Below are 16182 nucleotides of genomic sequence, written 5' to 3' on the forward strand. Positions count from 1 at the left end.
GGAGCTTATGGCGAAGGAAAAGGGGAAGAAAGGGTGGCTGAAATGGGGAGCTGCAATCGTAGCGGTCATTTTTCTCATCACGCTCGTATATCATCAAGTCAAACCATTACCGGAAGGCGTGTCGAGACAATCTGAACCATATCTCATCACAGATGACCAAATCGATTTTCTCCACGATTTGACCTATCAAGGGGAAGATACGGAGATTGTCGAACAAGAGATATTTAGTGAAGTTGAACGAGCAATACGTGAGGCAAAAGAATACATCGTCATGGACTTTTTCTTATTCAATCCTTATTCGAATGAAGACCGACAATATCCGGACATCACATCGCGCCTGTCATCGACATTGCTTGAGCAAATGGAGCGATATCCGGACTTGAAAGTCGTTTTTATTACAGACGATATCAATACGACTTATAACGGGCACGTTTCCGACCACTTCGATGTACTGGAGGAGGCAGGGGTAGAAGTCGTGTACACAAATCTCGACGAACTTCGTGACCCAAATATTCTTTACTCCACGTTTTATCGAATGGCGCTTCAATGGTTCGGTGATAGTCAATCCGGCTGGTTGCCGAATCCGATGGCCTCTTCGGCACCGGACATTACGGTTCGTGCTTATTTGAGGTTGCTCAACATCAAAGCGAACCATCGGAAGGTGATGGTCACTGAAAATGAGGGATTTGTACTATCCGCCAATCCACATGACGCTAGCGGATACCACTCGAATGTCGGTGTCCATTTAAAAGGACCGATTTTAAAAGAAATCGTTGAAGGTGAGCAAGCGGTCGCGACGTTCTCGAAAGGAGATGCACGCCGATTCCCTGATGATGAAGCGTTGTCGAAGATTGAAAATGCGCCGAGTGAGGCACCAATGGAGATTCGTTACGTCACCGAAGGGAAAATTCAAGAATCAGTGCTCGATGCAATGAATGGGGCGGACGATGGAGACACCATTTGGATCGGAATGTTTTATTTGGCAGACCGGAATATCATCCAAGCAATCGAGGATGCCGCAGGGCGCGGGGTGACTGTGAACTTGATCCTCGATCCGAACACGAATGCGTTCGGTCGATCGAAATCAGGGTTACCGAACTTACCGGTGACGGCAGAACTGAACACCGTCAACCCGGAGCATATCGAGATTCGCTGGTATGATGTCGGTAAGGAACAATATCATCCAAAAATCCTCTATGTAGATGGTGAGGAGAAAACCGTTGTCTTAGGATCGGGGAACTATACGACCCGGAACATGAACGATTACAACCTAGAGGCAGACGTCGAAGTGACAGGAGAAGTGGATACAGCCTTCTTTGATGAGGTGGACGAGTATTTTAATCGTCTATGGAACAATGAGAACGGCGCGTATACGGTAGCATATGATGAGATTCAAACGGATCTCCCGCTCGGAAAGTATATGATGTATTGGCTCCAAAAAGTCACATGGACGATGACCTATTAAAAAACAGCTATCCTCAAAGTTTGGGGATAGCTGTTTTGACGTTAGTTCGTCTCGATTGGATTAAACTCATTCGTGTATTCATATAAGAATTTCCCGGTCTCTTTCAAGACGTCACTTTTACGGTGAAGCGAGAAATGGTCGTACGGCACAGTTTCTGTCTGAATGTTATTCGTATACTCTTCAAGTAACAGCGAACTTGCCGGCTCAATCAAATTGAATTCGCCACCTCGTCCAGAGAAGGAGAGTACCTGAACGGACCTCGGCCATGTCTCGAGTTTAGACTGGAATGCTTGCAGTCCGTCTGAGTTAGGGGACAAATCACGGATGGCAGGGCTTCCGGTATTAATGCCGAAGTTACTGGCAGATAAACCGAAGTTTGCAAGGCGCGTCCCGCCGAACGGGCTATCGAACGTCACAAACTTATCGACGATGTATGTCTCTTGATTCAGGATATAGTTGGCAGCGGCTACGCCACCCATGCTATGGCCAATGATATACATCCGATCGAATGATCGATTTCTCGTTTTTTTATATGTTTCAATGGCTGCATTCAACCACTTTGTCTGATTGTTTAAAGAAGCCTCTGCATCTTCGAACTCGATTCGGACAATCGGACGAGTTGAACTAAAATCATATATTTCACAGTCGGTCTTGCCTTTGACAGTCACGGTACAAAGCGCCCCGTCAGTCGCTTGACCACTTTGTTCCATCGCTTGAGAGAAGCGGAGGAACGTCCGGTCTGTCCCGAGTAGTCCATGAACTGCAAACGTAGGGATGAACTCATTCGTTTGAGAAGCTTGACGTATCGCCTCGGATTGACGCTCGTTCGTCAACTCTTGTCGGAAGGTGACGATGATGAGAGCAAGTGAAAGTGAGACGATCAACAGTCCGAGGAGACGTGAACGAATGGATGTCTCTTTTGGGTTGCCAACATTCCGACGATATTTGCGCCAAATGAAGTAAGTCAATACGGCCGCTGCAATCAGAACGATTCCCGTCACGATCCAAGCGTTGACGTTCGGTACATGGGCAACTAGCTTCACGTTATTTTGCCGACCGCCGTAGACTTGCCACTCGACATGTTTCATAGAACGGAGGTCTAGGCCAGTTCCATCCTCAACGAATACGCCGGTCGGAACAGTCAAGTTAAAGCGAATGTCGGCTTGGCGGATATATCGTTCAGCCAATTTTTTGGGGGAGCCGGTTAGTTCAACACCGGGTAAGTCGACCCGATCGAGTCGGAGGTCGAGATTGGTTTGGAGTGTATATGAATCAAACCAAATGCCTTCCTGTTGTTCGATGTCGAACTGAATATCCGGAGGGACTAAAATACCGGCTGGTCCCGTTTTCCATTCCTCTTTAATCTGTTGCAACTCGTCCACATTTTTAAATGTCTTCTTTAAGACCATGCCTTCGTAGTCATCAGGACTCGAATAATCTTCCGTCTCATATCCGTTCGCTTCTGCTTGCTCTTTCCACGTATCCCAGTCGAGTCTGAGATTGAGCAATTTCATGACTGGATGATCACGGAACGCGTAAGTCGTTTCAAGCGAAACAGATTGGTCATAGTGGACGGTCGCATCATAATTGATTCGCACACATCCACCGATTAAAAGAAATAAAAATGGGAATAGTAACAACAGTGCCCTTTTTCTCGAACTAAACATGTTAAATCGGTTCGCCGTATGTTTCTAACGGGTTCGACATATTGATCCGGTCATAGAACATGATCCCGTCTAAATGATCGAGCTCGTGCTGACATACGACAGCGCGCATTCCGCGCAGACGAAGCTTAATCGGCTTCCCCTCGCGGTCGAACCCTTCTAACGTGATTCGACGAAAACGAGGTACATTTCCTTTGACCACGCGATCGACCGATAGACAGCCTTCGCCGCCATTCAAAAATGTCTGTTCGACGGAATGACTTGTAATTTTAGGATTGAAGATGGAGAGTTTAAACGTCTCTTCCTCTTCTTGTAGCAATACTGTGAAGAAACGGCGATTTACACCGAGTTGAGGTGCGGCGATTCCGACACCACCTCGTAACTCGTATTTCTCGCTCATCTCTGGGTCTTGACTATTGACAAGAAACGTCTCCATCTCGTCGAGTAACGCCAAATCTTCTGTTGTTGGCGGAATCGAAACTTCGGCTGAACGCGCGCGAAGTCGCTCGTCTCCTTCGCGGATGACATCTTTCATGGTTAACATACACAACTTCCTTTCTATCGAACTTATATGATTGATTATATCATATTTAAACAGGAAGGAATGTGGATGGTACAGAAGGTGAAATGAAAATAATACAGTGGTGAAAAGGATGTCATATCCCTTGAATGTAAGCGTTTTATTTCGGTAAGCATATTTTTTGCGTTATTGAAACAACCCGTTTTATACTAACAAGGAAACGTCAGGAGAGGATAACTTTTCTGAATCACGTTAATACAGATTGCTTTTTTGGACAGATACACGTAAGATTTGAGATAGTGTTTGATCACAAAAAAGACAATTGTCTCATAGTTGAAAGGATGAGGTGAAACGAATGAACAACGTTCAGGTACTTCAAAACGTGGAAGAAAACTTCCAAACGTTCCGTATTCTCGACGAGAAGGGTGAGGTCGTCAACCAAGACGCAATGCCTGACCTAACGGACGAGCAACTTCAGGAACTCATGCGCCGCATGGTCTATACTCGAATCTGGGACCAACGCGCCATCTCACTTAACCGTCAAGGTCGCTTAGGATTCTACGCGCCAGTGGCAGGTCAAGAGGCGACGATGATCGGGACGCAATACGCGCTCGACAAAGAGGACTGGATCCTTCCAGGATACCGTGATATCCCACAACTCGTATTCCACGGACTTCCGCTTTATCAAGCGTTCTTGTTCTCACGTGGACACGTGGCGGGAAACCGCATCCCTGAAGGTGTCAACGTATTGATGCCACAAATCATCATCGGTGCACAAATCATTCAAACTGCGGGTGTGGCAATGGGCCTCAAACGCAACGGCAACAAAAATGTCGCCATTACTTACACAGGTGACGGTGGCTCATCACAAGGTGACTTCTACGAAGGATTGAACTTTGCAGGTGCATTCAAATCACCAGCAATCTTCGTCGTTCAAAACAACCGTTTCGCTATCTCAACTCCTGTTGAAAAGCAAACTGCAGCTAAAACGATCGCGCAAAAAGCTGTTGCAGCTGGAATCAACGGAATTCAAGTAGATGGAATGGACGTTCTTGCAGTGCTCGCAGCGACTCAACAAGCTCGCGTCGACGCACTCGAGGGAACACCGACACTTATCGAGTCACTCACTTACCGTTACGGACCACATACGCTCGCTGGGGATGACCCAACACGTTACCGTACAAAAGAACTCGACACAGAGTATCAAGAAAAAGATCCACTCGTACGTTTCCGTCTCTTCCTTGAGAACAAGAAACTCTGGAACGAAGACATGGAGAACGAAGTGATCGAGCAAGCGAAAGCTGACGTGAAAGAAGCAATCAGCCAAGCAGACAAAGAACCAAAACAAAAAGTTTCGGACTTCATCAACAACATGTTCGAAGAACTTCCTTCAAACTTGAAAGAACAGCTTGAAGAATATACTGCAAAGGAGTCGAAGTAAGTTATGGCTCAAATGACAATGATCCAAGCGATTACTGATGCGATGCGCGTTGAAATGAAACGCGACGAGAAAGTACTTCTTTTCGGAGAAGACGTTGGTAAAAACGGTGGGGTATTCCGCGCGACGGAAGGTCTCCAAGACGAGCTCGGCGAAGACCGTGTCTTCGACACGCCACTCGCTGAATCAGGGATTGGTGGTCTTGCGATCGGTCTAGGTCTTACTGGATTCCGTCCGATTATGGAAGTTCAATTCTTCGGATTCGTATTCGAAGTTTTCGACTCAATCGCAGCTCAAATGGCACGTATGCGTTACCGTTCAGGCGGCGCTTACAGCCAACCAATCACAATCCGTTCACCATTCGGTGGTGGAGTTAAGACACCTGAGCTTCACGCGGACAGCCTTGAAGGCTTGATGGCTCAGACACCTGGTCTTAAAGTTGTTATTCCATCAACTCCTTACGATGCAAAAGGTTTGTTGATCGCGTCAATCCGTGACAACGACCCAGTCGTGTTCCTCGAGCACATGAAATTGTATCGTTCATTCCGTGGCGAAGTACCTGAAGGTGATTACACAATCGAACTCGGTAAAGCAGATGTGAAACGTGAAGGTACAGACGTTTCAATCATCACTTACGGTGCGATGGTGCATACTTCACTTAAAGCAGCGGAAGAACTTGAAAAAGAAAACATCAACGTTGAAGTAATCGACCTCATGACAGTGAGCCCGCTTGATATCGACACAATCGTAGAGTCTGTTAAGAAAACAGGTCGTGCGATCGTCGTTCAAGAAGCACAACGTCAAGCAGGTATCGCAGCGAACGTTGTAACTGAAATTCAAGAGCGCGCAATTCTTCACCTCGAAGCACCAGTTCTTCGAGTAACTGCACCAGACACAGTCTTCGCATTCGCACAAGGTGAAGACATGTGGTTACCTGACCATAAAGATGTCGTTGCAAAAGTTAAGGAAGTTGTGAACTTCTAAGATCGTGTCGAATAAACGATGAGGGAGAATTGTCTCCCTTGTCGTGTTTACATGATGAATTGATGGGAGGAAAAACCAGTGGCAGTATTTGAATTTAAATTACCAGATATCGGTGAAGGTATTCACGAAGGTGAAATCGTCAAGTGGTTCGTAAAAGCAGGGGATACGGTCAAAGAGGACGATGTTCTTTTAGAAGTACAAAACGACAAAGCAGTCGTTGAAATCCCAGCTCCAGTCGACGGTACAGTCAAAGAAGTTAAAGTTTCTGAAGGTACAGTTGCTGTAGTCGGCGACGTCCTCATTACGTTTGACATCGAAGGCGACGCACCAGCAGGTGAAGAAGAAACACCTGAACAACCGAAAGCAGAAGAGAAGACAGAAGACGTAAAAGAAGATGTGAAAGAAGACGCGCCACGCGACGTTCAACTTCACAAATCTGAGCGTGTTATCGCTATGCCATCTGTCCGTAAATATGCACGTGAAAAAGGTGTCGACATCCGTGAAGTAAACGGTTCTGGCGACAACGGCCGTGTATTGAAAGAAGACATCGATGCATTCGCGAACGGCGAAGCACCGTCTGCAGAAGCTACAACAGAGAAAACAGAATCTGTAGCACCAGCAGCAGCTGCGAAAACGGAAATCAAGCCTTACGAGTCAGCGACTCCTGAACTTGAAACACGTGAGAAAATCCGTGGAATCCGTAAAGCCATCTCGAAAGCTATGGTTAACTCGAAACACACTGCACCACACGTTACACTCATGGACGAAGTCGACGTTACAAAACTCGTTGCACTCCGTAAAGATTTCAAACAAGTCGCGGCTGACCAAGGCGTGAAACTCACGTACTTGCCATTCGTCGTGAAAGCATTGACTGCTGCAGCGAAAGCATTCCCAACAATCAACGCTTCAATCGATGACGTGAACGAAGAAATCGTCTACAAAAACTACTACAACATCGGGATTGCAGCTGACACGGACAACGGACTCGTTGTACCAGTCGTAAAAGATGCAGACCGTAAATCAATCTATGCACTTGCTACAAACATTAACGAACTTGCAGGTAAAGCTCGTGAAGGTAAGCTCGCTGGGGAAGACATGAAAGGCGGATCGATCACAATCACAAACATCGGTTCAGCTGGTGGACAATGGTTCACACCTGTCATCAACCACCCAGAAGTTGCGATTCTCGGTATCGGCCGTATCGCTGAGAAAGCTGTCGTGAAGAACGGTGAAATCGTTGCTGCGCCAGTACTTGCACTTTCATTCAGCTTTGACCACCGCCTCATCGACGGTGCGACTGCACAAAACGCTCTTAACATGGTGAAACGCTTGCTCGAAGACCCAGCACTTCTAATGATGGAGGGATAAGAACATGGTAGTAGGAGAATTCGCACAAGAAACTGATTTGCTTGTCATCGGTGCCGGTCCTGGTGGATACGTTGCCGCAATCCGTGGCGCACAGCTCGGAATGAAAGTAACTATCGTTGAGAAAGGCAACTTCGGTGGTGTCTGCTTGAACGTCGGATGTATCCCATCGAAAGCGTTGATCACAGCAGGACACAACTTCCAACACGCTAAAGGTCATGATTCAATGGGAATCACGTCTGACAACGTGTCAGTGGACTTCACAAAAGTTCAAGATTGGAAACAGTCAGTCGTTAACAAATTGACTGGCGGTGTTAAAGGTCTCCTCAAAGGAAACAAAATCGAGATCGTTCAAGGTGAAGCGTTCTTCGCGTCTGAAGACACAGTTCGTGTCATCACTGAAGACAGCTCAACTCCTTACAAATTTAAAAAAGCGATTGTCGCGACTGGTTCTACACCAATCGAGATCCCATCGTTCAAATGGTCTAAACGCGTCCTTTCTTCAACTGGCGCTTTGGCACTTCCTGAAGTACCGAAGAAACTCGTCGTTATCGGCGGTGGATACATCGGTATGGAGCTCGGTACTGCATACGCTAACTTCGATACAGAAGTTGTCGTTGTAGAGGGCGCTAGCGACATCTTGTCTGGTTTCGAACCACAAATGACGCAAATCGTTAAGAAGAAACTCAAGCAAAAAGGGAACGTCACGATCCACACGAATGCACTTGCTAAAGGTGTTGAAGAAACGGAAGACGGCGTAACCGTTAAGTTTGAAGTAAACGGTGAAGAACAATCTGTTGAAGCGGACTATGTCCTCGTCACAGTTGGTCGTCGTCCAAACACAGGTGACATCGGTCTTGAGAACGCGGACGTTAAAATCAGCGACCGCGGAATCATCGAAATCGATGACCAGTGTAAAACATCGAACGAAAACATCTATGCAATCGGTGATATCGTTCCTGGACCACCACTTGCACACAAAGCATCTTACGAAGCGAAAATCGCAGCGGAAGCAGCAGCAGGTAAGCCAGCTTACCTCGACTACTCTGCAATCCCTGCAGTCGTCTTCACAGATCCTGAGCTCGCAACGGTTGGTTACACAGAGCCACTCGCAAAAGAAGAAGGACTCGAAATCACAGTTTCGAAATTCCCATTTGCAGCGAACGGTCGTGCACTTGCACTTGACGAGCCAGACGGCTTCATGAAGCTCATCACACGCAAAGAGGACGGTCTCTTGATCGGTGCTCAAATCGCGGGTACTGGCGCTTCAGATATGATTGCTGAGCTTGGTCTTGCAATCGAGGCTGGTATGACTGCTGAAGATATCGCACTTACAATCCACGCTCACCCATCACTCGGTGAGATGGCAATGGAAGCTGCTGAAATCGCAATGGGTATGCCAATCCACGTCGTAAAATAAGAATACTCATAAAAGCTCTCTCACTTTTCGTGAGAGAGCTTTTTCATGTAGGTGACGACACGCTCGACTTCCTTGAATCCAATTTTCTCGTGAAAGCGTTGACTGTCCTCGTTTTCAAGCTCGGTATCCGATGCCAGTTCGATACAACCATGACGCGCCGCGAAGGTCGACGCAGCATCGACCAAACGAGAGGCAACACCTCGATGACGCTCTGATTCAATGACATAGATTCCTTCCATATAGGCGGTCGGTGACGTGCTAGAACCTGGCACGTAGTCATGTCGGAAACTGAGCTGACAAAAACCAACTGCCTCCCCATGTTCATTAGATGCGATGAAATAATGCATCTTTTTTGAGGCGAGACCGAGTTTGACTTCCATTCGTAATTCTTCAATAGGGGCATCTGGCCATAGGTCGTGCATGAACTGGACAAGAGTTTCAACGTTTAACTCCGTTGCATAATCAATCTTCATTGTCATTCTCTCCTTAGGTTTCATACTAGTAGTATAAAGGAAAATACATGTGAAGAGAGAAGGGAGGGAATCCTGATGGCATTCGATGAGGAGTTATTATACACCGTATCCGAGACGAGTCGTGTCCGATTTACCGGTATTGAAACAGAAGCCGCTCGTTATGATTTTGGTTTCGTTTATACACAGCAATTCATGGGCAAGGTGTTAGTCGTCTGTATGCAAACGGGTCAATCGGCCCTTCTTGATTTGCATGCGCTAGAAGAGCCACGTCAATTGTATCCGATGCTTGGCATTAACTTGAACGACACGGAACACGTCGCTGAATTTTTACGACTTTGCTTGGTCGAAAAAACACAAGCATCTGAAGAAATTGATACTTGAAAAAATGTAAGCGTTTTCTTATAATAAGCACTAGGGGAAGCAATTCGATCATCTACAGCCACCTTTTCTGAGATGACATAAAAAATGAGCCGGTCACGATGACCGGCTCATTTTTTATTTAGCGAATCGCTTTTGTTTGTTGGATGACTTTAATCATTTGCAGTGACTCATCTTCAAGACCTTGAACCGGAAGACCCGCTTCAATGTTGGCCATGATGTACTCGAGTGTCGAAGTCGTAATCAATTCGCCTGGAATGATGATCGGAATCCCTGGCGGATACACCATAATGAATTCCGCTGAAATACGGCCGACTGCGTTTTCGAGAGGAATCGTTTCCGTCTCTTCATAAAACGCATCACGAGGGCTGAGCGCAAGAGGTGGAATCTCTGGGAGCATGATCGATAGTGAATCGTTACCAGACTTCTGATAAACGGAGACGACGTCTCGCATCGCTTCAATCAATGCTTGAATCGTGGACTCATCATCCGCTGATGTGACGATAAAGAGCACATTCAATAAATCGGACATCTCGACTTCGATACGGTGTTTGTCCCGAAGAAATTTCTCGACTTCAAATCCTGTTATTCCAAGTTCGCGCACGGATACGAGTACTTTCGTTTCGTCGAGCGCGTATGTCGATTCAGAATGCAATTCGGCATGACCGTATACTGACAAGTTAGGCATGTGGTTGATTGCTGTACGAGCCGTTCTCGCAAGCTCAAGTGCACGTTCATTCATCATGTGTCCCTTTGTCGCTAACTGTCGACGTGCCGCGTCGAGAGAAGCGAGAAGCAAGTAGGACGTCGAAGTCGTTGTAATCATGGAAAGCATCGCATGAATTCGTTCTGGCGAGACGAGACCGCGGCGTACGTTCAAAATCGAACTGCCTGTCATTGAACCACCAAGCTTGTGTACACTCGTCGCCGCCACATCTGCTCCCGCTTGCATCGCCGAGAGTGGGAGTTCATCGTGAAAAGGGAGATGAACGCCGTGTGCCTCATCGACAAGTACAGGAACGTCTTGCTCATGAGCGACAGACACGATACGCTCTAAATCACCTGCGACACCGAAATAAGTCGGATTAATGACGAGAACGGCTTTTGTGTCCGGGTGAAGTTCAAGTGCGCGTTCTACGGCACTAGCTGTGATTCCGTGGGCGATGCCGTATGTTTCGTCAAATTCCGGGTGGATGAAGACCGGATGAGCACCCGTTAAGACGAGCGCGGACATGACGGATTTATGGACGTTCCGTGGCACAATGATTTTTTCGTTCGGGCCAACGACACCCATGATCATCGCCATGATGGCACTCGATGTTCCCTGGACAGAGAAAAAGGTCTCGTCAGCACGGAACGCCTCTGCCGCCAAGCGTTCCGCTTCAGCGATTGCCGCTTTTGGATGATGGAGGTCATCGAGTGGGGCAATGTTAATCAAATCAATTTTTAGGGCGTTTTCACCAATAAAGTCACGAAACTCTGGGTCCATCCCTTTTCCGCTTTTATGACCAGGAATGTGGAACGCAATCGGGTTTGAGTCGACATGTTCAAGCAACGTGTCAAATAGTGGCGTTTCGAGCTGAGTAGCACCTTTTAATTTCAATCGTAAATCCCCCTTGAATCAGTTTATTTATAAGATGAATAGTATCGTTATGATATATGTTGTTTTTAAAAAAAGAAGCAACAAAAAAACTATAGAGATTTCTGGCTCAACTTGCAATAGTTTTTTTTGTTGTTACAATGGGTGTCGAGGTGAAACAATATGCAAATTAACTATCCGATCAATCCGGATTGGACGACAGACGAATTGATTGAAGTCGTCGAGTTTTATAACGTTGTCGCACAAGCCAATGAAGGTGGAGTCGAACGAGAGGTTTTTCTCGATTCCTATCGTGCCTTCAAGCAAATCGTAACATCTAAGTCGGAGGAGAAACAACTGAACGCGGTTCACGACGAGCAGACGGGCTATTCCACATATCGTACGGTTCAGGCGGCAATGAAGTCCTCGAGTAAAATGATTAAACTGTAAGACCGAGCATGCCCGAGCAAATTCAGGCATGCTTTTTTGTTATTTCTCCTATAAATCGGGTACAGTTCATTAACACCGAATCAGGTTTAGGGACCTCGGAATTGGGAATATATCCATTAAGATAAAAAATTCAAAATAGTCAGACAATTCTCTTTCTTTTTCGAATTTTATCTGATATACTCAATTCAACTCACTAAACCGTAACTTGTAGCCCAACAAAAGGAGTGTGGCATCTTATGAAACAAGTGATTGAGGCATTCAAAAGAAAAGACGCAGAAAAACGGATCCCGGTGCTGCGCTTAGAGATTGATTATGAATTGGCAACCCTCTTCGATGCGATGGCGTCACAAGATGATGCTACAGTTCAGGCTAGCAAGCATCGGTTAGAGAAGTACCGCCAAGAATTATTGCGTCTCGAAGCCTAACCATTACACACACATTCAACCAGTATTCCGAGCGGATACTGGTTTTTGTTTGGTACAATACAGTTGAGGTGATCACAGATGATAGAATGGTTTGCAGTCGACTTAATCAAACAAGCGGGAGAACTGATTCGTCGCGAGATTGATCAAAGTTATGAAGTGGAACGAAAGACGGGAAAAGGGGACTTGGTCACTGAAATCGACCGAGCGGTGGAACAATTGATTGTCCGTCGAATCCAACAAACATTTCCGGAACATCAGATTATGGGGGAAGAAGGGACGACAAATCAGCCAGAACAATTGACTGGTACCGTCTGGTTTGTCGACCCGATTGATGGGACGTTAAATTTTATTCATCAAAAACGTATGTTTGCCATCTCTATCGCGATCATGATAGATGGAGTCGTGGAATATGGATTCGTCTATGACGTCATGGCGGATGAGATGTTCATGGCACGGAAAGGATACGGGGCGACGTTGAATGGTCGGACATTGACGACTCTTCATGAACATCATGTCCGAGACGCATTTTTAAGTATGAATGCGACGTGGGTCACGCCGAACCACCAGATTGCCCCGGAAATACTCGCTCCGATTGTACGAGACTCGATTGGGACGCGAGCCCATGGTGCTGCATCGCTTGAATTAGCCTGGCTTGCCGCCGGTCGCGTGGACGGCTACATCACAATGCGCAATATGCCATGGGATTATGCTGCTGGAAAGTTACTCGTAGAAGAAGTAGGGGGACGTGTCGTTTCCTTATATGGTGAGCCGATTCGCTATGACGGAAAAACATCTGTCCTGGCAGGGAGTGACTCATTTGTAAATGACGTCATCAAACATTACGTCATCGCAAAAGGGGTCACGGCTGAAGCAAAACCGGACTTACACATCGTGGAACATGATTCGTATGAAGAAATCCGCGATCTACTCGTCTTGGCGAATCCGAATGAAACGATGGTCCGGGAACAATTCGAGGAAGGGCGTACGTACAAAGCGTTACTCGGTGGTGAGATTGTCGGTGCATATATGCTCGTCTCACACGGAGACGAGCGGGTTGAACTCGTCAATATCGCAGTGAAGCCGGAACGTCAAAACCAAACAATCGGTCAACGCATGTTACAAGACGCAGTGAAGCGGGCCACGTTGATTGGTGGAAAAGAACTGCTCGTCTGTACAGGGAATTCAAGCATCATGCAACTGCGCTTTTACCAACAAGCTGGATTCCGATTCGATTCGGTGGAACGCGATTATTTTCGTAATCACGGGTACGATGACATCGAAGAAGATGGACTCATTTTACGCGACCGCATCTGCTTGACACGTCCACTATAAACGCAAGTAAAAGGGTTACTCCGACATGATACCGGAGTAACCCTTTTTTTATGATTGATGGTCTGAAAGAATGCGGCGACGCAATTGAATACCAAAGTATGTCGCTACGCCACTTAACACGAGGCTGCCCAAGATAATGGCGGCGCTCCCCTCGGCCACCCCGATTCCAATGCCGACGAATCCTGCGACAACGGCCGTTGCGATCAATACAAACATTAGCTGCATGGAGGTTCCTCCTTATTTTCTCTTCTCTTCCCTATTGTATGATAAAAAACACGAGATGAAAACGTTCACAGTCGATTCCACTCGACAAAGGTACTGTGACGTGTGCTATACTCTTAAAGTTGAAGAAAAGTTGAAATTTTTTAAATAAGAGAGGAATAACTACATGAACGTAAGAACAAACCTTCGTAACGTAGCCATCATCGCGCACGTTGACCACGGTAAAACAACGTTAGTCGATGAATTATTGAAACAGTCTGGTACTTTCCGGACGAACGAGGCAGTCGCAGAACGCGCGATGGACTCGAACGATATCGAGCGTGAGCGCGGAATTACCATTCTCGCAAAAAACACAGCAATCGATTATAAAGAGACTCGCATCAACATCGTAGATACACCAGGTCACGCAGACTTCGGTGGAGAAGTTGAGCGAATCATGCGTATGGTAGACGGCGTTATTCTTGTTGTCGATGCGCGTGAAGGCTGTATGCCACAAACTCGTTTCGTATTGAAAAAAGCACTCGACCAAGGACTTCGTCCGATTGTCGTCGTCAACAAAATCGATAAGCCGATGGTTCGTCCACTCGACGTTGTCGATGAAGTTGTTGATCTCTTGATCGACCTTGGCGCAGATGAAGATCAACTTGAATTCCCTGTCGTCTATACATCAGCAGTCAGCGGTTCAAGTTCGTTCGATCCTGACCCAGAAAAACAAGAAGATACAATCACTCACGTGCTCGACACGATTCTCGAAAACACGCCGGCTCCAGTGGACAACTCAGACGAGCCACTTCAATTCCAAGTGACGATGCTCGACTATGACAACTACCTCGGCCGTATCGGCGTAGGTCGCGTCTTCCGTGGGAAAATCAAAGTCGGTGAGCAAGTATCGCTTTGTAAGACAGACGGTACGGTGAAGCAACTTCGTGTCACGAAATTGTTCGGTTACTTCGGCCTCAAGCGCGTCGAAATCGAAGAAGCAAAAGCAGGTGACTTGATCGCTATCGCCGGGATGGAAGATATCAACGTCGGTGAAACGGTAACGCCAGTCGGTAAAGAAGAGCCACTTCCGCTCCTTCGCATCGATGAGCCAACGCTTCAAATGCGTTTCATGACAAATAACTCTCCATTCGCAGGACGTGAAGGCGATTTCGTGACGGCACGTAAAATCGAAGAGCGTTTGATGAAACAACTCGAGACGGACGTTTCACTCCGTGTCGAAAACACAGATTCACCAGACCAATGGATCGTATCAGGACGCGGTGAGCTTCACCTCGGGATCTTGATTGAAAACATGCGTCGTGAAGGTTACGAGCTCCAAGTATCGAAACCACAAGTTATCATCCGCGAAGACGAAAGCGGCACAAAAGTTGAGCCGTTCGAGCGCGTCATCATCGACGTACCTGAAGAGTACACAGGTTCAGTCATGGAATCGATCGGTCTCCGTAAAGGTGAGCTTGCGAACATGAACACGAATGACAACGGTCAGACACGTATGGAATTCCTCGTGCCATCACGTGGTCTTATCGGTTACCGTAACGAATTCTTGTCAGCGACACGTGGATACGGAATCTTGAACCATACTTTCGAAGAGTACCGTCCATATATCGCTGCTGATATCGGTGGTCGTCGTAGCGGTGTTATGGTTTGTATCGAAAACGGGAAGTCGACGGCCTACTCAATCGGTGCCCTTGAAGACCGTGGGACAATCTTTATCGAGCCAGGTACAGATGTGTATGAAGGAATGATCATCGGGGAATGTAACCGTGACGTTGACCTTGCCATTAACGCTGTTAAAGGGAAACAATTGACGAACATGCGTGCTTCTGCAAAAGACTCGACACAAGTCTTGAAACGTCCGCGCGTCTTCTCACTTGAAGAGTCACTCACGTTCTTGAACGATGACGAGTACTGTGAAATTACACCGGAGTCGATCCGTCTCCGTAAGAAAATCTTGAACAAGAACGAACGCGAGAAAGCAGACAAGCGTCGTAAACTTGGTAAAGAATAAGTTATAAGAAAGGGGACGCTTCGGCGTTCCCTTTTGCATGGAATAGTGTAGAATGGATGTGTATGAAATAAAGGGGGACTCTTTGTCTTGAAAGCTTCTCAAACAATCGATATCACACAAATTGACGTTCCGTGGATCGCTTCGATGCTAGGTGTCGGCAGTGACCCGAACGACTTTTCCGTTGGGTTCAATGCACTCGTTGTCACGGTCATCTTACTGACAATCCTTGTCTTTAAACTTGGTTTTGCGAAACAATTGGCATGGTGGAAGTCGCTCATCGTCTATATTCTCCTTTCACTTGGAGCAGGTACGATGGCACTCGTCTTTTTCACATGGCCAATCCCGGAAGTGCTTGCCGTCATGGCTATCGTGTTGGCCATCTATCGTGGCCGCCTCTGGTGGAATCGTCGTCAAGATGCGGTAGAATCATAAAAAATACGGGCGTCTCTTCGGAGG

Annotated in this window: 16 protein-coding genes; 11 read left to right on the forward strand and 5 right to left on the reverse strand. The window is 46.8% G+C overall.

The window, feature by feature from the left end; all coding sequences use genetic code 11:
* Positions 1-7 precede the first annotated feature (7 nt).
* The gene (locus tag KNO78_RS01855; protein WP_214691102.1) at positions 8-1465 is read left to right on the forward strand and encodes a phospholipase D family protein; all 1458 of its coding nucleotides are present in this window, start codon (positions 8-10) and stop codon (positions 1463-1465) included.
* Positions 1466-1506: 41 nt separating this feature from the next.
* On the opposite strand, the gene KNO78_RS01860 is transcribed toward KNO78_RS01855, so the two are convergent.
* Positions 1507-3132: an alpha/beta hydrolase gene (locus KNO78_RS01860; protein ID WP_074037380.1), complete on the reverse strand. Its 1626-nt coding sequence runs from the start codon at positions 3130-3132 to the stop codon at positions 1507-1509.
* 1 nt (position 3133) lies between these two features.
* On the reverse strand, positions 3134-3673 hold the full coding sequence (def, locus tag KNO78_RS01865; protein ID WP_214691101.1) for a peptide deformylase: 540 nt from the start codon (positions 3671-3673) through the stop codon (positions 3134-3136).
* A gap of 331 nt (positions 3674-4004) precedes the next feature.
* Between def and pdhA the strand changes: the two genes are divergently transcribed.
* The 4 genes from pdhA to lpdA all read left to right on the forward strand — a co-directional run bounded on the left by pdhA (position 4005) and on the right by lpdA (position 8856).
* Positions 4005-5090, forward strand: coding sequence for a pyruvate dehydrogenase (acetyl-transferring) E1 component subunit alpha (gene pdhA, locus KNO78_RS01870; RefSeq protein WP_015881258.1), 1086 nt, complete (start codon positions 4005-4007; stop codon positions 5088-5090).
* 3 nt (positions 5091-5093) lie between these two features.
* The gene (locus KNO78_RS01875; RefSeq protein WP_074034993.1) at positions 5094-6071 is read left to right on the forward strand and encodes an alpha-ketoacid dehydrogenase subunit beta; all 978 of its coding nucleotides are present in this window, start codon (positions 5094-5096) and stop codon (positions 6069-6071) included.
* Positions 6072-6149: 78 nt separating this feature from the next.
* Positions 6150-7439: a dihydrolipoamide acetyltransferase family protein gene (locus tag KNO78_RS01880; RefSeq protein WP_015881260.1), complete on the forward strand. Its 1290-nt coding sequence runs from the start codon at positions 6150-6152 to the stop codon at positions 7437-7439.
* A 4-nt stretch (positions 7440-7443) separates the two neighbouring features.
* Entirely contained in the window at positions 7444-8856 is a 1413-nt protein-coding gene (lpdA, locus tag KNO78_RS01885) for a dihydrolipoyl dehydrogenase (RefSeq protein WP_015881261.1), read from the forward strand.
* Positions 8857-8876: 20 nt separating this feature from the next.
* Here the strand turns inward: lpdA and aac(6') are convergent, their stop codons facing one another.
* Positions 8877-9329, reverse strand: coding sequence for an aminoglycoside 6'-N-acetyltransferase (aac(6'), locus tag KNO78_RS01890; RefSeq protein ID WP_159562035.1), 453 nt, complete (start codon positions 9327-9329; stop codon positions 8877-8879).
* 75 nt (positions 9330-9404) lie between these two features.
* Between aac(6') and KNO78_RS01895 the strand changes: the two genes are divergently transcribed.
* Positions 9405-9710 carry a DUF3055 domain-containing protein gene (locus tag KNO78_RS01895; RefSeq protein ID WP_031421518.1) on the forward strand — a complete coding sequence of 102 codons (306 nt, stop codon included), beginning with the start codon at positions 9405-9407 and terminating at the stop codon, positions 9708-9710.
* 118 nt (positions 9711-9828) lie between these two features.
* Here the strand turns inward: KNO78_RS01895 and KNO78_RS01900 are convergent, their stop codons facing one another.
* Complete coding sequence (locus KNO78_RS01900) at positions 9829-11310, reverse strand: aminotransferase class I/II-fold pyridoxal phosphate-dependent enzyme (RefSeq protein ID WP_214691100.1); 1482 nt, start codon at positions 11308-11310, stop codon at positions 9829-9831.
* Between the two features lie 159 nt (positions 11311-11469).
* Here KNO78_RS01900 and KNO78_RS01905 point away from each other — a divergent pair, with 159 nt between their 5' ends.
* The 3 genes from KNO78_RS01905 (at position 11470) to KNO78_RS01915 (ending at position 13493) form a co-directional block, all read left to right on the forward strand.
* Positions 11470-11736, forward strand: a complete 267-nt coding sequence (locus KNO78_RS01905; protein WP_031421520.1) for a UPF0223 family protein — start codon at positions 11470-11472, stop codon at positions 11734-11736.
* A 236-nt stretch (positions 11737-11972) separates the two neighbouring features.
* Entirely contained in the window at positions 11973-12161 is a 189-nt protein-coding gene (locus tag KNO78_RS01910; RefSeq protein WP_015881266.1) for a hypothetical protein, read from the forward strand.
* 78 nt (positions 12162-12239) lie between these two features.
* Positions 12240-13493, forward strand: coding sequence for an inositol monophosphatase family protein (locus KNO78_RS01915; protein ID WP_159562037.1), 1254 nt, complete (start codon positions 12240-12242; stop codon positions 13491-13493).
* A gap of 48 nt (positions 13494-13541) precedes the next feature.
* Here KNO78_RS01915 and KNO78_RS01920 read toward each other — a convergent pair whose 3' ends face one another.
* The gene (locus KNO78_RS01920) at positions 13542-13718 is read right to left on the reverse strand and encodes a DUF5325 family protein (RefSeq protein WP_159562038.1); all 177 of its coding nucleotides are present in this window, start codon (positions 13716-13718) and stop codon (positions 13542-13544) included.
* A gap of 163 nt (positions 13719-13881) precedes the next feature.
* Here KNO78_RS01920 and typA point away from each other — a divergent pair, with 163 nt between their 5' ends.
* Positions 13882-15726: a translational GTPase TypA gene (gene typA / locus KNO78_RS01925; RefSeq protein WP_015881269.1), complete on the forward strand. Its 1845-nt coding sequence runs from the start codon at positions 13882-13884 to the stop codon at positions 15724-15726.
* Positions 15727-15813: 87 nt separating this feature from the next.
* Complete coding sequence (locus tag KNO78_RS01930) at positions 15814-16158, forward strand: YlaH-like family protein (RefSeq protein WP_015881270.1); 345 nt, start codon at positions 15814-15816, stop codon at positions 16156-16158.
* Positions 16159-16182: the final 24 nt, after the last annotated feature.

It is taken from the genome of Exiguobacterium sp. s132 (assembly GCF_018617235.1).
GTDB lineage: Bacteria > Bacillota > Bacilli > Exiguobacteriales > Exiguobacteriaceae > Exiguobacterium > Exiguobacterium profundum.

Coding starts and splice junctions, on each gene's coding strand:
- KNO78_RS01915 (WP_159562037.1), top strand. CDS start 12,240: ATGATAGAATGGTTTGCAGTCGACTTAATCAAACAAGCGGGAGAACTG.
- KNO78_RS01920 (WP_159562038.1), bottom strand. CDS start 13,718: ATGCAGCTAATGTTTGTATTGATCGCAACGGCCGTTGTCGCAGGATTC.
- KNO78_RS01905 (WP_031421520.1), top strand. CDS start 11,470: ATGCAAATTAACTATCCGATCAATCCGGATTGGACGACAGACGAATTG.
- KNO78_RS01860 (WP_074037380.1), bottom strand. CDS start 3,132: ATGTTTAGTTCGAGAAAAAGGGCACTGTTGTTACTATTCCCATTTTTA.
- def (WP_214691101.1), bottom strand. CDS start 3,673: ATGTTAACCATGAAAGATGTCATCCGCGAAGGAGACGAGCGACTTCGC.
- KNO78_RS01875 (WP_074034993.1), top strand. CDS start 5,094: ATGGCTCAAATGACAATGATCCAAGCGATTACTGATGCGATGCGCGTT.
- KNO78_RS01895 (WP_031421518.1), top strand. CDS start 9,405: ATGGCATTCGATGAGGAGTTATTATACACCGTATCCGAGACGAGTCGT.
- pdhA (WP_015881258.1), top strand. CDS start 4,005: ATGAACAACGTTCAGGTACTTCAAAACGTGGAAGAAAACTTCCAAACG.
- typA (WP_015881269.1), top strand. CDS start 13,882: ATGAACGTAAGAACAAACCTTCGTAACGTAGCCATCATCGCGCACGTT.
- lpdA (WP_015881261.1), top strand. CDS start 7,444: ATGGTAGTAGGAGAATTCGCACAAGAAACTGATTTGCTTGTCATCGGT.
- KNO78_RS01855 (WP_214691102.1), top strand. CDS start 8: ATGGCGAAGGAAAAGGGGAAGAAAGGGTGGCTGAAATGGGGAGCTGCA.
- KNO78_RS01910 (WP_015881266.1), top strand. CDS start 11,973: ATGAAACAAGTGATTGAGGCATTCAAAAGAAAAGACGCAGAAAAACGG.